The following is a 15,032-nucleotide window of genomic DNA, read 5'->3' as shown; positions in this document are numbered from 1 at the left end:
ATTATATTATGCTGTACTTTCCTTTGTGGTTTTATATTATTAATAAAATTATTTAATTAAATTATACTCTTATTAGTTTACATAGACCTATATTTAGGCTAAAATAAGAAAATAATTGATTAACTAAAATTATGCTTTAAAAATTAAAATGCTTTCAATTGATGATGCAAGTAGTTACACTGCTTTGTATTTCTTCAAAAATTGAAGACAAATACTCACTATACTAGGGGGATTTAAAATGGCAATTTCCAAAATAGAAAATTGTTCGGATTTATTATCATTAGTTACGTATGTGGACAAATTAAAATCCATCATCAAAAAAGATTTCTCATTAAGTTTCGAGGAATTTGCAGTATTAACTTATATTAATGAAACAGATGAAGAAGAATATCATTTAAAAAATATCATTAATAAGTTAAACTACAAACAACCTCAAATTGTTAAAGCAGTTAAAAATTTATCACAACTTGATTATTTCACGAAACGTAGAAATGAATTCGATGAGCGTACTGTTTTAATATTAGTTAATAAAAAACAACGTAAATCTATTTCTGATGTATTGGATAAAATCGACCAAGAAATAGCAAAAACTGAAGTTAACGACTAATCAATATAAATCTCGACCAATGAAAACATAGGACATAAATGTCCGAGAAATTAAAAAACATTATCCATTCAATTTTTGAAATTGAATGGATAATGTTTTTTAATATAAAGTTAACTAATTAAATGTTCACTTGCATCCACTCTAGCCAAAAATGACGTGACCACTTCTTTAAATTTATTTGATTCTTCTATAAATGGTGCATGTCCTGAATGGTTAAATATCTCCAGTTGCGCATTTTTAATCACTTCGGATCCATCATCTACAACAAATGGATCATGTTTTCCTTTTATAATCAGTGTTGGAACATCAACTTTGTTGGACTCAATGTTAATGCCATTTATCGATCTCACTGATATCGCATCCTGTTCAACCGACATTCGGTAATACTTCCTAACATCTTGATACCATTTAAATGCTGAATCTACATCATAAAAAATCTCACTAAACAATATAAGCATTGCCTCTTCTTTACTAAACCCTGCTACTTTATCTCTATGTTTAGCTATTAATTTAATGATAGGTTGCTTCCCTTTATTAGAAATTGGTGACACTAATATTAAATCTCTAACTTTACTCGGATATTGAATCGCTAATTCTTGTGCAATCACCGCACCAATATCGTGACCAAGTATATGTGCTGATTCCATTCCTTCTGCATTCATCAAATCTATAACATCATTTATATGTTGTTGAATTGTGATTTCTTGTGGTTTATCTGATTTACCGTGTCCCCTTAAATCGATTGTATATACCGTATAATTATCACTAAACTTTTCAATCGTCGAATTGAATGTCGCAAGATTCATATTAAATCCATGTATCTTAATTAGTGGTGAACCTTTCCCGTTTTTTTCATATACGATACGCGTGCCATCTCTTGTCAATAGCTCGTGCATATTTGTTACCTCCCAACTTAACAGTAATAATATACCCTTTTAACAAAAAACTACTCTATTTATTATTAATTTGGAAATCAAAATATTTCAAAAACAAAAAAACAGGAAAAAATATTGCTTGGCTGCAATACATTTTCCTGCAAAAACTTAAATATATTTACTTGTTGAGTATTGAACGACAAAATATAATGTAATCAGTAAGATGATCAACCAACTACCAAAAGTAACAATCATAAATACAGTTTCATTGGGTGTTATTGCTGAGATTGATTTCTGAATCACAAGTAATCCTGTTGCTGTAAGTTCTAACTTTCTTAAGAATGCTGACAACACTAATAAAAATATGCCGATAATAAATATAAATTGTATGACGGTTATAGGGACTACGAAAATACCTAGTGTTATATTAAAGATTTTCAATATACATAGTAAAAGACCTACGCTAAAAATCGAAATATTGGTTATCATCAATTTTCGATTAGGATATAAATAACTCCGTTTTTTTATTGTTAAATAAATAACAATAGATATAGATAGGATAAATACAAAATAAAATATATATAATCCTGTTAGTGCACTAAATTGAACGAGTTTTTTATCAAATAAATAAGCAAATAACAAAAAGTTTAATGTATAGAATATGATTGGGTTATAATTTATAATCACCAAATTACGTTCTATAATTTGAAGAATTTCAGCGTGTGATTTGTGTCTATATTCAGCATAATCTATATCTTTTTCGTCTGATTTTTCCATATCTTTCTTTAACGAATGTTGTACTTTGTCGATTTGTTTAGGTACAACTCCTATGTGCTGTAAATAGTCGTTTACATTTTCTAGTAGAACGTTATTATTTATGCGCATTTATAGACACCACCTTCATTCTCATATTGTATAAATTAATCCCTCATTATGCAATATGTATATTACATAAATGAGGGATTATATGACAAATATTTAGTATTTTCCTAAATCAATTCGATAAACTTGGAATTGTTTACTATTTGGATTTGCTTTAGAAAGTTGGAAATGCGCTTTGTTATTATTAACGTAAGCATATCCACCTGTATATTTATTATTTTGAACACGTTTTGTTGTATTGCTTCCTAATACTTTAACAAGTTGATCAAGTTTAACGTTAGTTAATTTATTATAGACCATTGTAATACGTTTAACAGATTCTTTATGCCCATTACCTGTAGCCGTAATAATCATATGTCCATTATCCGTATCAAATTCATAATAATTTTCTTTCTCATTTGAATCATCGGAATATGAAAACATTAAATTTGGATATTTAGATTTAATTTTAGAAATTTTATCACCAATTTTGATATTTTCAATTGCAATAGTACCATTTTTATATGCTTGTACATTTTTGGCATTAATATCAAGTTGGTTATTTGTTACAGCATGTGCCTCAGTGAATGTTGAAAATGGTAAAACCAAAAGTAACATCGCTAATGTTAAGAGACATTTTTTCATAAGAAGTTCTCCTTCACTTTGTGTATTGTATGCTATTATTTTAACTTTAAGTAATTATAACACACAGATTACAAAACGACTACTTTTATTACAAAACTGTAACAAATTGTTTAAATTCAATTAATTCCATCAAAAAATTGATTCATTTCTTTTAAAAATTTATCATATTCTTCTACAAAAGGTAATTCACCAGATTCTTCAAATAATTTAAATGTACTATTAGGTATCAATTCACTTATCTTTTGACCTTCTGTATATAATATTTTTCCATCATATAAGCCAGAAATCACAAGTGTCTTCGTTTGAATATCTGGTAATAGCGACTGCAAATCAAAGTCTTTAAATGAACGCTTAATTGTAATTTCTTCTTCCATCGTTTGCAAAGCGTTTGAAGGTAAATGCGCTTTAATAAATTTTTTAGCTTTTTTAATGTTTTTATATCTAAACTTCATGAGATATTTCTCTCTATCTTCAGCAGGTAATGTTCTTATTTCATCCGCATGTCTGTCATATATACGATTTTCAGGAAATGATTGATGATCATCAGTCGGATTGATTAGGATCATGCCATCAATTAGATTCGGATTTTTATAAGCTAATCCTGCAGCAACTGTCGCACCAAGCTCTAAACCTATAACATAGGCCTTTCTAATATATAGACCTTTAATTAATTGGCTTATGTCAGATATATAATCATCTACTCTACTGTCAAATGGTGTATCACTTAAACCATGACCTCTTAAGTCTATTGAAATAACTTGATATTGTTTACTCAAATCTTTAATAAGTGGCGTAAATACTTCCATATCTTGAAATACACCATGTATTAGTATAATCGGAAAACCGCTTCCTACTGTCTCATAATGGATTGCAACATTTTCTTTTGTTAAGAATAGATTCATTATTCTTCACCTCTTTCAATTTGCTTACATAGTCCTATTAAATCACTTAAACTCTCTATTGTATAATCTAACTCGTCATCTTCTGGTGTTCCTATAACTGAATTAGCAATCCAAACTGTTGTCATACCCATAGCATGTGCAGCTGCAATATCATTTAATGGACAGTCACCTACATAGATTACTTGATCACTCGTTACACCTAAATGCTTCATATTATCTTCAAAAATGATAGGATCAGGCTTTTTAACGCCTACTTGATCTGAAGTTGAAACGTAATGAATGTACGGTTCAATACTAATGGCATTAATAACGTGTGCAATTGCCTCACTATTACCATTCGCTACGATACCTAGTTTATATCCCATTTGTCTTAATTTATCTAATGTGTAAATCGTATCATGAAACGGAAAATGATATCTATAATGATGCATATGATAATCATTGTAAAAAGTTTTCCATGAGATTCGTTCTATATTTAATTTTTTAACGAGTTCTTGATATACCCATTCAATATTCTCTAAACCATAGGGATTCAATGATAAGTATACTTTTTCAAAATCACGTTTTTGAACTGTAACCATTAATTCATGAAACCTTTCGTACTGTTCTTCCAAAAACTTCAGTCGTGATTTTTCACGATCTACAAGCGTATCTTCCAAATCAAAAATTATCGCTTGAATACCATAAGTATTCATTTCATCATCCCTTTCATAAAATTATTTTAAACTATTCCAAACAGAAAGCAATACGTATTTAATGTTTCGACTTAACTATTTATACCTGAATTTTTTTTACGTTGTTCTGTAATCATTAAATACATCATGACAGGTATTGCAATGATAGATAAAATAATACCGACTGGGATTTGAATTGGACTTATAATCACCCGACCTATTGTATCTGCAATTAATAATAATGAACCACCTATTAATAAATTCAAGACCATTTGAGCTTGTATAGACACACTATATACTCTTTTAACAACTTGAGGCACAATCATGCCTATAAATCCTATAATACCAGTAAAACTTATAATAACAGCCGTCATAACAGCAGCAATTAATAAACATAACCAAGATATAAACCTGACGTTTAATCCTAACGTAAGAGCTTTATCATCACCTAATTGAATAATCTTGATAAAATGACTCATACTAAACAATAATAGTATGCAAATAATCGTCACAGTCCCTGTAATTATAACCGTAATTTGCTCTGCAGATGACACACTTCCAAACATATATGAAACCATACTATTTACTTTGTCAGGCTTTAGCAATAACAAAATATACAATGCCGCATTAAAAAATGCACCAATAAATATACCTGAAAGTATCATCGTTGCTACGTGGAATGTCTTAACCATCGTTTCTGTAACGAGTACAACAACGATCAAAGTGAATAAACTAAACAAGATAGAGAATAGTGGTACATACCAAATCGTCACACCAAAGAAGACGGCAATTGCACTTCCGAATGTAGCACCACTTGCTAACCCTAACGTAAAACTATCTGCTAATGGGTTATTCAATATCGTCTGATAAATTTGTCCACTCATCACTAAACCCATACCTGCAATTAAAGCGAGTAGCGTTCTGGGGACCCTTAATTTATAGAATATCGTCCATTCTAACTGATTATCGAAATGCCATGATACACCTGTTGAACCAACAAACAAAGACATACTTATGGATAACAATAGGATAAAAAACCATATAGCAATCACCGAAATAAGTCGCGTTGAATTAGTTGTAGACTTTATTTGCAAGTTCTTTTAATCCTTCTGCTAATCTTGGACCAGGTCTAGAAATTAGATCTGCATTTAATGCATATACATGACCTTTCTTAACTGCATTAATTTCATTAAATCCATCTCTATTGTTATTTTGCTTTTGATAATCACTTTCTTTTTGTCCACTTGTATCGATCATAACGTCGGGATTTAATTTTAAAATACTTTCTTTATCTGTCTTAATCCACCCTTTTTGGTCATGATAAATATTCTTTGCTTTAATTGTTTTTAACATATCATCATAGAAAGTATTTGAACCTGCCGTATAAATGTCAGGTTGTGACGAAATTTCCATGAAAACTTTTTTACCTTGTTGGTCTTTCGGTATACTATTTTTAACTTCATCTATATCATGTTTAACACGTTTAACTAAATGTTGTGCTTCACGTTCTTTCCCTGTCACCTTGCCAACTTGTTTAAACGTACTATACATTTCATCTATTGTATTTGCTTCATCTATATAAACAACTTTAACTCCTGCGTCACTTAGTTTTTTTAAATCTTTTTCTTGAGTGGCTTTATTAGACTCATGTGCCAATATTAAATCTGGTTTTGCTTTAATTAACGCCTCTGTATCTAACTTAAATGCATCGAATTTCTTCTTCTTGTCGACTTCTTTTGGGTAATCGTCAACTGTTGAAACTCCAATCACTTTATCACCTAATCCTAATTCATACAATATCTCTGTATTACTTGGTATCAATGATACGATGCGCTTATATTCATGTTTTTCTTTAGATACTTGTTCTGATTTATGATTATTTGTTACATCACTTTGGCATCCTACTAGAATAACCATAGCAATTAATAACAAATAAACACCCTTAAAAATTTTCATAATATAACTCCTATCTCTTTATTATTTAAAAAATTGTACACAAAAAGTGCAACTCAAATATGATTGAGCTGCACCTCAATTTTGCAGTATATATTTAATTACATTGATTCAGGTGCAGTCACACCTACTAACGCTAATGCATTGCGTAGTGTTATTCTTGCAGCCTCTATTAAAGCTAAGTGTGCTTTCGTCTTATCTAAATCATCTGTTAATACTTTTTCCGCATTATAGAATTTATGGAATTGTGCTGCTAAATCTTGAATATAGTTCGTAATACGATGTGGACTTCTTGCATCAGCAGCAGAAGCAATTGTCGGTTCAAATTCAGCTATTTTCTTCAATAAGTCATATGCTTTTTCATGTGTAATAGATGATAAATCTACATCTTTATCGATCTGAATGCCACGTTCAGTTGCTTGGCGAACGATTGATGATATACGAGCATGTGCATATTGTGCATAGTAAACTGGGTTATCTTGAGATTCTTTCTTCGCAAGCTCCATATCAAAATCAAAGTGTGTATCAGGACTACGCATAGTTAAGAAGTAACGTGCCGCATCAACGCCTACTTCGTCCATGATGTCACGTAACGTTATCGCATTTCCGGTACGTTTACTCATCTTAACTTCTTCGCCGTCTTTAAGTAATCTAACCATTTGCATGATTTGAATTTCGAGTCGTGTTGCATCTACACCGAACGTTTCTAATGATGCTTTAATTCGGTTAATATACCCATGATGATCCGCACCAAACAAGTCGATTAGTTTATCAAAACCACGTTCTACTTTATCATAGTGATAAGCAATATCCGGTAAAAAGTAAGTAAATGTACCATCTTGTTTAATTAATACTCTGTCTTTATCATCACCGAATTCAGTCGTTCTTAACCACGTTGCTCCGTCTTGTTCAAATGTGTATCCTAAATCTTTCATCTTATTAAGTACTGCTGAAATTTCGTCACTTTCATATAATGACGTTTCGCTAAACCAATTATCAAAATGAATATTAAAGTCACTCAAATCTTGTTTCAATTTGACCATCTCATAATCTAACCCTAATTTACGGAACGTTTTAATACGTTCTTCTTTATGTTGGTCTTGAATCTCAGGATGTTTCTGAGCTAAATCTTTACCAATTTTGATAATATCTTTACCGTGGTAACCATCTTCAGGTAATGCAGTATCTTTACCTAATGCTTGATCATAACGCGCTTCAATTGAAAGCGCTAAGTTCTCAATTTGTTTACCAGCGTCATTAATATAATATTCTCTCGTTACATCATAACCAGCTGCACTTAAAATATTACTTAATGTATCACCTACAGCAGCATTACGCGCGTGTCCTATATGCAAGTCACCAGTTGGATTAGCTGACACATATTCTACAATAATACTTTCGTTTTTCTTTGTATCTGCTTGGCCAAATTGATCGCCTTTAGTTAGAGCAGTCGGAATGATTTCCGTTAAATACTGTTGGTCTAAATAAAAATTAATAAATCCTGGTCCTGCAATATCAACTTTTTTAACGTTGGCTTTTGTAGTATCAAGGTTCTCAACTATTTGGTTAGCAATTTCACGTGGATTTTTTCGTGCAATTTTAGTTAATACCATTGCGATGTTAGAAGAATAATCACCATTTTTAACATCTTTCGGTGTTTCAATTTTAATTTCTGGCACTGATTCGACGAGCTCAGATTTTAATATACTTGCTTTTATTTCTTCTATTAACGTCTCTTTAACTTGATCGATTATATTCATTCATTTATCTCCTTGTAGTTTATTTGGAACTGATATGTACCGAGCAACCCTGTTTGGTCACTAAGTTGATAATGTATTTTTAATTTCCCTTGTTCATTGTCTACAAAATGTTTAATAGATAATGTGTTTACGTTCATTGTCATACGTCCCGCATCAGTATCATAATAGCTTATTGTTTCTTGCCCTTCTACAAAATGAAACACTGTCTTAACTGCACCAGTACGGTGAATTTTAACGCCATTATGTTCTATTTTGAGCATGTTTTTAACGCTTTGATTATCGATTTTTTCTTCATACCTTATAATATCACTATTCCTCTTGTGATAGGTACCTCGGGTATTTGTTTGAAATGTGGATTTTTCACCATTTTGTTTAACCACTTGTTTAACATTAACTGTTATATTTTCTTTCATAGTTGGACACCTCGCCATTTTAGAACGTATATTATTATAGCATATTTGACAAATAAAATTAAAAAAAGCAGGGCGTTAAGCGCCTGCTTTTTTTAGTGTCCTAGCTATAGTAGCTACCAACTATTTTACTTATGAATTTACGAAAAGACAATAGTAATTTAATTGAATTGTTATATTTCACAATTAAGTCACAAAATAGTCACAATTAAGCTTCATCCAGTGACTTTTTCAATTCGTCACTACTGTTATTCCACATTTCTATATTATGTTCTTTAAGGAAATCTTTAAGGATCACTCTATTTTCATCACCGATTTGATCTATCTTCACGTGATGTTTCATTGATTTATCCATCATATTGACGTGTTCAGGCATACTTTTGTATGCACGTTTCTTCGCCTTGTTCACCATTAAATAACATCCTGTTAATCCTGCGTAATAAGGACCGTGCTCTCCTCGTTCTGTTGTTACCCAACATAGCCAATATTCTTTAGCATCTTCGCCTTTAACTTCTTCTATATCTTTAATCCATTTCACACGTTTTTCAACTTCTGCTCTTGCATGCATCGCACCTATATCAATAAATGCTTTCTTGTCTTGCACATCTATAAAAACAGGGGCAACGTTATCTAAACTTATTGACCCTGCATTTGTACCTTTATGCCCATCTAAAGGATCATTTTTTATGATATTAAATTGAATACCTTTCTTCTCAGCCAATTGTTTCACCTCATTTAATTCTTGATTCTATCATACTAAAATTTAACAATGAGATTCAAGTTTGTGATTTATATCAACTCATTGAGTAAATTGATAATATCACCTTTAACTTCTTCATTTTTCATTTCTAAAATTAATTCTTTTGGATAATACAATTTATAATCGAGTCGCTTTATACCTGTAATACTATGAATAATGACCGATTGACTACTAATTTCTTTAATATGACCTGATTTTTGAAGTAAGTGAATTGGTTGCCTATTTGACCCTGGTCTATCATAGTCATAAGGTAAATCAGAGAATGAATCACAAACAAAGTAATATTCTGGGTCGATGCCACCCTTTTCAAATAGCTCAGTCAACTCTCCAATTGTGATAATTGAACCATCAAACGGTAAATATTTAAACAAATCACGATTCACAAAGCGTTTACTTAAATCGCTTAATATTGGATCGTCTTCTTCAGTCCATTCTTCTAAATAGTACATCACTACTATTTCATCTAAGCGTATATAATCTTTAATCGTTATGTTGCCTTCAAAGAATGGAATCAAATATTTTGGTGGCTCTTTAAATGAATATCCATTATCATATAATACTTTCGCACGTTTAAAACATCTATTTAACAATACCTCTCCACCTCTACTAACTGGGTGGAAATATATTTGCCAATACATTTGATAACGACTCATTAAGAAGTTTTCAACTGCATGCATACCACTTTCTTTGATTAACACTTCGTCTTTTGACGGTCTCATTAATCGCAACACACGTTCCATATCAAACATGCCGTAACTTACACCAGTGAAATAAGCGTCTCTTTGTAAATAATCCATACGATCAGCATCAATTTGTGATGAAATCATAGAGATTACAAGTTTATTATGATGTGTCTTGTTAATGATTTCAGCCACTTCATTTGGAAATTCTGGAGAAACTCGACTTAACACTTCATTCACTTCAGTATCACCTTTAATAATTTCTTGTGTGAAATATTCATGATCTGTTAAGAATATTTTTTCGAAACAATGTGAGAAAGGACCGTGTCCTAAATCATGTAGCAAAGCTGCACACAAAGCGAGCGGCCTATCTTGATTATCCCATGATGCATGTCCTACAAAGACTTCATCAATCATTCTTCGCACAATTTCATATACACCTAATGAATGACCAAATCGACTATGCTCAGCAGTATGAAATGATAAATATAACGTACCAAGCTGTTTAATTCTTCTTAGTCGTTGAAATTCCTTCGTTTTGATCAAATCCCATATTAACTGATCATCTACATGTATATAGCGATGTACAGGATCTTTAAAAACTTTCTCTTCTGGTAATTTCTTCGTTCCATAGTCTTCATGATTCACATAGCTTCCTCCATTCCCACTTATTATTCCACCTTAATTCCTGTTTGCGGGCCACATAATCTGTTATCTGGACCGAATATCCTGTTTGCGGGCCACATAATCCGTTATCTGGACCGAATATCTCATTTGCGGACCACATAATTCGTTATCTGGACCGAATATTCCATTTGCGGACCACTTATTATTCCACTGTAAATTCAACAGTGCCAACATTATCATATTCAGCTCTGAAAGAACCTTTTGTTAAAGGTTTCGGCAAGATAAATGTACCACTAGAGATAAACATTCCTGGTGTTAAAGCACGATTGTATTCTTTTATTTCAGAAATTAACCACTTTACGGCTTTCGCTGGATGTCCTTCAACTTCAGTACTATATCCAGTTGCAATCTCTTGATCGTCTTGATATAGCGTTCCTTTAATATTATCTATATCGTCATAAGTGAACGACTTCGGCTCTCCATATACAACGCCACCACTTACTGCACTATCAGCAATGATTTCTGTAACATTTAAGTTAGGGAACCAATTACTAAATCTGGAATCTGGTACTTCTACACCAGGTGCAATTAAACATTTACGCATAATATCATCTAGACTATCAGTTTCGGCCAATTCTTCTTGAACAATAAACACAAGTTCCAATTCAGCTAACGGTTCATTGAAATCATTTAAATAAATACGATTATTTAACACCGTTGTTTCTCCCATCGCACCATATAAAGGAGTTGATGAAGAAAATATATCTCTCGTTTCTTGACTCGTTAAGCTAATTTTGTAACCTTTATGAATTTCTGTCTCTTCTTTACGTTGCAAAACACCTTCTTGAATATCATAAGCTGTATGCTCTGTTATATTCGAAGGTAATATACCATTTGGAATAATAGACTTATTTTCATATGCATCATAAAATCGAGCAACCCATTTATTTGTTGATTGTTCCATAACAAAGACCTCCTAGAAAGTTTTTTTCATAAGCGTCGTTCGCATTGTATCACCAAAAAGTAATTCTTCATATTCACGCAATACAACAAATCCTTCTTTCTTATAAAACTGAATGCCTATTTCATTCTTACTATCAACCTCTAAATAAATTTCACTGTACTTATCTTTATATTGATTTAGTCCTTCATATAACAATGCTTTTCCATAGCCATCACGTTGTGCTTCAGGGAGAACATAATGTGAAGATAAATATAACTCAGTACCTTTAATAAAATTAGCAAAACCTACAATTTTGCCATCAGATTCAGCAACAAAAAAATCCGAATCATTAATTCGTTTTTCAAGCATTTCTCTAGAATAGGAAGCATTTAAGAATGCCGTCACAGTACTAGCAGTATAAATGTTAGTATACGTATCATACCAAGCTTTAGACGCTACATTTTTAATTCCTGAATAATCTTCTATCGTTGCACTTCTTACATTAACCATAATGATCTCTCCTAATCTATTTCTATAACAATTGATAAATATGATATTTATATTAAATACGTGTTTCATAATAATCTAGTTCTTAATATCTCATTATCATTTATTATATCATTTAAGTATAAAAAACTATAATATTCAGAATACTTCATTATAACCGAAAAATGTTGCTAAATGTACACTTTCCAATGAACAAATGAAATAAAATTTAGATATACATAGTATGAGAGCGAGACTGAAACCTTATTATGTCATAAAGCTTTCCTGCTCTAGCAAGGTGATTAGAATTGAGAATACATCATTTCAGATATTTAAAGTCAAAAACAGAACAGCCTAACACTTATTAACTAAGTGCTAGGCTGTTGTCATTATTTATTCAATTTCTGTTTTAATTTTTCATCTATTTCTTTCTGTCTACGTTTTCTCTCTTCATTACGTAGTCTTAATCGTTCTTCTTCTTCTGGATCACGCTTTTTCTGAAGTTGTTTTTGTATTTTTTCCATTAATTCATCTTCTGTAGTTGCAGCGCATGGTCGGTTATTCACAAATGCGAAAGTTTTTCTTCTTCCTGGTCCACAGTATGATTGGCATGCTACTTCTACTTCCGCTTCTGGATCTAATTTCTTTAATTTTTTTAGTAATGACGGAAGATTAACCGCTTGGCAATCATCGCAGACTTGAAATTTATTACGCATTTGTTTTCCCACCTTTTTTCTATTTTAGCAATATATTATTATAGCACCTTCATCATTGTTTGAGAATGCACTTTTATTGTTTTTCCATATTTCGAATCATTTTTTGATTTCTTTCAATCATTCTCTCGAAATATTGATCGTATAGAGCCCATTCATCTTCTGTAACAGGATCCATGTTAAGTGTTGCACCAAGGGTTTTAAGACTTCCGAGCAGCTTAAAGAGTATATCGTTTGTTGTGTACTCAGTTTCTAGCAACTCATTTATCGATGCCATACAATCAGGATTGATTATTGGATAAGTGAATTTTGTATATTCACCTTTTAATGCTTGTTGATAAAAATCTTTCATCATTTGAGCACGTTCTGCACCTGATCCTTCTACACAAAGATAAATTTGTACAGCTATTCCACCTCGAACCCTTCTTTGTGAAATGCCTGCAAATTTTTTGTTATGAATACTCAAGTCATAACTTCCCGGACAATATGAAGCTGTTATTTCTTTATTCACAATTTGATTAGTTTCTTCTTTAAAAATTTCACGTATAAGGCGTAACATCACTTCATAACCTGTATCGATAGAAACATCATGTTTACCCTTAAAAATCAATGATATATTGAGTATCCCTTTATCTAATACAACCCCAAGACCTCCTGAGTTTCGAACAATAGCACTATATCCTTTTACATCGTTTAAAAAGTTTATACCATCTTTTAAATAAGGAAGTCTCGAATCGTGTATGCCTAATATGACGACATGATGATGTACCCAAGTTCTTACTACGCTTGGGCTTCTGTCATGTCCAACTTGATCACAAAATGTATCATCGAAACTAAAGGACTGCATTGGCTGCAGTCCTGAAGTGTGGTCAATGTATCGCCATTCTTGTGTAAAATAATCTTCTACATTCGTCATAATTATAGTGATTGAGCAGCAGTTATAATAGATAGACTATAAACATCTTCTGTAGAACAACCACGTGACAAGTCGTTCACTGGGGCATTTAAGCCTTGTAATACAGGACCAACTGCATCAAATCCACCTAAGCGTTGTGCTATTTTGTATCCAATATTACCAGCTTCTAGACTTGGGAATATAAATACATTAGCATCACCTTGGATATCAGAATTCGGTGCTTTTTTAGCAGCAACTTCTGGAACGATTGCAGCATCAAATTGGAATTCCCCATCTAATACAACATCTTGTAAATCAGAATCCTTTAGATTATTTTGTGCAATCGTAACCGCTTCAGATACTTTTTCAGTATCTGGTGATTTTGCTGAGCCTTTTGTTGAGAAACTTAACATTGCTACTCTTGGAGACATTCCGAACGCTTGAGCAGTTTTAGCACTTTCAATCGCTATTTCAGCAAGGTCTTGTGCATTTAATTCTGGGTTAATAGCACAGTCACCAAATACATATTGTTCTTCACCTTTAGTCATAAAGAATACGCCAGATGTTTTAGTAACGCCTGGTTTAGTTTTAATAATTTGTAAAGCTGGACGCACTGTATCTGCTGTTGAATGTGCAGCGCCACTTACTAATCCATCTGCTTGATTTGTATAAACAAGCATTGTACCGAAATAGTTTACATTGTTTAATAATTCTTCTGCTTGTTCTGCCGTTGCTTTACCTTTACGACGTTCAACGAATTTATCAACTAAATCAGCTTTAAGATCACTTGTTTCTGGGTTGATTATTGTTAGTCCTTCTAAAGATAATTTTTCTTGTGAAGCTGTTTCTTTAATTTTATCCTCGTTACCAAGCACGATTGGTGAAACTAAATCTGTTGATTGTAATTTAACCGCTGCTGTTAGTACACGCGCATCTTCACCTTCTGGTAAAACGATACGTACATTTTTACCTGCTAACTTGCCACTTAATGTATTTAATAAATTAGACATAATTGCCTCCTATAAATAATTACTTTTATTTTTTCCATTCATTATTATAACACTTTTTCATGAATTTTCACGTTATCAAATCTCGATTTTTATCCTTAAATCTTGTGAAAACGCATACTCTAACCGTTATTCAAAATTGGATTCACAACACTGTAATACTTGAGTCAATCATTTCATTTCTAGTATGATAAACTTATATAGTAAATATTAATATTTTAAAGGAGCGAACTC

17 protein-coding genes are annotated in these 15,032 nt (G+C 31.8%); 1 reads left to right on the top strand and 16 read right to left on the bottom strand.

Going from position 1 to position 15,032, the window contains the following annotated elements:
* Window positions 1-238 precede the first annotated feature (238 nt).
* The gene (gene sarA / locus CD111_RS05200) at window positions 239-607 is read left to right on the top strand and encodes a global transcriptional regulator SarA (RefSeq protein WP_095089657.1); all 369 of its coding nucleotides are present in this window, start codon (window positions 239-241) and stop codon (window positions 605-607) included.
* Between the two features lie 110 nt (window positions 608-717).
* On the opposite strand, the gene CD111_RS05195 is transcribed toward sarA, so the two are convergent.
* The 16 genes from CD111_RS05195 to pta all read right to left on the bottom strand — a co-directional run bounded on the left by CD111_RS05195 (window position 718) and on the right by pta (window position 14,801).
* Window positions 718-1,503 (bottom strand): alpha/beta fold hydrolase, encoded by a 786-nt coding sequence (locus CD111_RS05195; protein ID WP_095089659.1) that lies wholly within the window; start codon window positions 1,501-1,503, stop codon window positions 718-720.
* 147 nt (window positions 1,504-1,650) lie between these two features.
* Window positions 1,651-2,367 carry a hypothetical protein gene (locus CD111_RS05190; protein ID WP_095089661.1) on the bottom strand — a complete coding sequence of 239 codons (717 nt, stop codon included), beginning with the start codon at window positions 2,365-2,367 and terminating at the stop codon, window positions 1,651-1,653.
* A 93-nt stretch (window positions 2,368-2,460) separates the two neighbouring features.
* Window positions 2,461-2,988, bottom strand: a complete 528-nt coding sequence (locus tag CD111_RS05185; RefSeq protein ID WP_095089663.1) for an SA0570 family protein — start codon at window positions 2,986-2,988, stop codon at window positions 2,461-2,463.
* A 116-nt stretch (window positions 2,989-3,104) separates the two neighbouring features.
* The gene (locus CD111_RS05180; protein ID WP_095089665.1) at window positions 3,105-3,890 is read right to left on the bottom strand and encodes an alpha/beta fold hydrolase; all 786 of its coding nucleotides are present in this window, start codon (window positions 3,888-3,890) and stop codon (window positions 3,105-3,107) included.
* Complete coding sequence (locus CD111_RS05175) at window positions 3,890-4,585, bottom strand: HAD family hydrolase (protein ID WP_095089667.1); 696 nt, start codon at window positions 4,583-4,585, stop codon at window positions 3,890-3,892. The genes CD111_RS05180 and CD111_RS05175 overlap by 1 nt, the downstream gene beginning before the upstream one ends.
* Window positions 4,586-4,656: 71 nt before the next feature.
* The gene (locus CD111_RS05170) at window positions 4,657-5,658 is read right to left on the bottom strand and encodes a FecCD family ABC transporter permease (protein WP_240610493.1); all 1,002 of its coding nucleotides are present in this window, start codon (window positions 5,656-5,658) and stop codon (window positions 4,657-4,659) included.
* A complete protein-coding gene (locus CD111_RS05165; protein WP_095089670.1) occupies window positions 5,636-6,520 on the bottom strand; it encodes an ABC transporter substrate-binding protein in 885 nt (294 codons plus the stop codon). The genes CD111_RS05170 and CD111_RS05165 overlap by 23 nt, the downstream gene beginning before the upstream one ends.
* Before the next feature lie 98 nt (window positions 6,521-6,618).
* Window positions 6,619-8,277 (bottom strand): arginine--tRNA ligase, encoded by a 1,659-nt coding sequence (gene argS / locus CD111_RS05160; protein WP_095089672.1) that lies wholly within the window; start codon window positions 8,275-8,277, stop codon window positions 6,619-6,621.
* Window positions 8,274-8,690, bottom strand: a complete 417-nt coding sequence (locus CD111_RS05155; RefSeq protein ID WP_095089674.1) for a YwiB family protein — start codon at window positions 8,688-8,690, stop codon at window positions 8,274-8,276. The genes argS and CD111_RS05155 overlap by 4 nt, the downstream gene beginning before the upstream one ends.
* 205 nt (window positions 8,691-8,895) lie before the next feature.
* A complete protein-coding gene (locus CD111_RS05150; RefSeq protein WP_095089676.1) occupies window positions 8,896-9,408 on the bottom strand; it encodes a YwhD family protein in 513 nt (170 codons plus the stop codon).
* A 68-nt stretch (window positions 9,409-9,476) separates the two neighbouring features.
* Complete coding sequence (locus tag CD111_RS05145) at window positions 9,477-10,775, bottom strand: HD domain-containing protein (RefSeq protein WP_095089678.1); 1,299 nt, start codon at window positions 10,773-10,775, stop codon at window positions 9,477-9,479.
* Between the two features lie 181 nt (window positions 10,776-10,956).
* Window positions 10,957-11,718: a 2-keto-4-pentenoate hydratase gene (locus tag CD111_RS05140; RefSeq protein WP_095089680.1), complete on the bottom strand. Its 762-nt coding sequence runs from the start codon at window positions 11,716-11,718 to the stop codon at window positions 10,957-10,959.
* Window positions 11,719-11,730: 12 nt separating this feature from the next.
* Window positions 11,731-12,207 (bottom strand): GNAT family N-acetyltransferase, encoded by a 477-nt coding sequence (locus CD111_RS05135; protein WP_095089682.1) that lies wholly within the window; start codon window positions 12,205-12,207, stop codon window positions 11,731-11,733.
* A gap of 365 nt (window positions 12,208-12,572) precedes the next feature.
* Complete coding sequence (locus CD111_RS05130; RefSeq protein ID WP_095089684.1) at window positions 12,573-12,899, bottom strand: YuzB family protein; 327 nt, start codon at window positions 12,897-12,899, stop codon at window positions 12,573-12,575.
* 73 nt (window positions 12,900-12,972) lie between these two features.
* Window positions 12,973-13,812 (bottom strand): lipoate--protein ligase family protein, encoded by an 840-nt coding sequence (locus CD111_RS05125; protein ID WP_169712002.1) that lies wholly within the window; start codon window positions 13,810-13,812, stop codon window positions 12,973-12,975.
* 2 nt (window positions 13,813-13,814) lie between these two features.
* Window positions 13,815-14,801 carry a phosphate acetyltransferase gene (gene pta / locus CD111_RS05120; protein WP_095089688.1) on the bottom strand — a complete coding sequence of 329 codons (987 nt, stop codon included), beginning with the start codon at window positions 14,799-14,801 and terminating at the stop codon, window positions 13,815-13,817.
* Window positions 14,802-15,032: the final 231 nt, after the last annotated feature.

Origin of the sequence: Mammaliicoccus stepanovicii (assembly GCF_002902525.1) — a bacterium.
Lineage (GTDB): Bacteria > Bacillota > Bacilli > Staphylococcales > Staphylococcaceae > Mammaliicoccus > Mammaliicoccus stepanovicii.
Note: the sequence above shows the minus strand (reverse complement) of the source record. Positions and strands in the feature narration are given on the sequence as shown.

Bases quoted from the DNA above. Each gene is read 5' to 3' on its own strand.
- CD111_RS05140 (WP_095089680.1), bottom strand. From the start codon at position 11,718: ATGGAACAATCAACAAATAAATGGGTTGCTCGATTTTATGATGCATAT.
- CD111_RS05185 (WP_095089663.1), bottom strand. From the start codon at position 2,988: ATGAAAAAATGTCTCTTAACATTAGCGATGTTACTTTTGGTTTTACCA.
- CD111_RS05155 (WP_095089674.1), bottom strand. From the start codon at position 8,690: ATGAAAGAAAATATAACAGTTAATGTTAAACAAGTGGTTAAACAAAAT.
- CD111_RS05125 (WP_169712002.1), bottom strand. From the start codon at position 13,812: ATGACGAATGTAGAAGATTATTTTACACAAGAATGGCGATACATTGAC.
- CD111_RS05135 (WP_095089682.1), bottom strand. From the start codon at position 12,207: ATGGTTAATGTAAGAAGTGCAACGATAGAAGATTATTCAGGAATTAAA.
- CD111_RS05130 (WP_095089684.1), bottom strand. From the start codon at position 12,899: ATGCGTAATAAATTTCAAGTCTGCGATGATTGCCAAGCGGTTAATCTT.
- pta (WP_095089688.1), bottom strand. From the start codon at position 14,801: ATGTCTAATTTATTAAATACATTAAGTGGCAAGTTAGCAGGTAAAAAT.
- CD111_RS05175 (WP_095089667.1), bottom strand. From the start codon at position 4,585: ATGAATACTTATGGTATTCAAGCGATAATTTTTGATTTGGAAGATACG.
- CD111_RS05195 (WP_095089659.1), bottom strand. From the start codon at position 1,503: ATGCACGAGCTATTGACAAGAGATGGCACGCGTATCGTATATGAAAAA.
- CD111_RS05190 (WP_095089661.1), bottom strand. From the start codon at position 2,367: ATGCGCATAAATAATAACGTTCTACTAGAAAATGTAAACGACTATTTA.
- CD111_RS05180 (WP_095089665.1), bottom strand. From the start codon at position 3,890: ATGAATCTATTCTTAACAAAAGAAAATGTTGCAATCCATTATGAGACA.
- CD111_RS05165 (WP_095089670.1), bottom strand. From the start codon at position 6,520: ATGAAAATTTTTAAGGGTGTTTATTTGTTATTAATTGCTATGGTTATT.
- argS (WP_095089672.1), bottom strand. From the start codon at position 8,277: ATGAATATAATCGATCAAGTTAAAGAGACGTTAATAGAAGAAATAAAA.
- sarA (WP_095089657.1), top strand. From the start codon at position 239: ATGGCAATTTCCAAAATAGAAAATTGTTCGGATTTATTATCATTAGTT.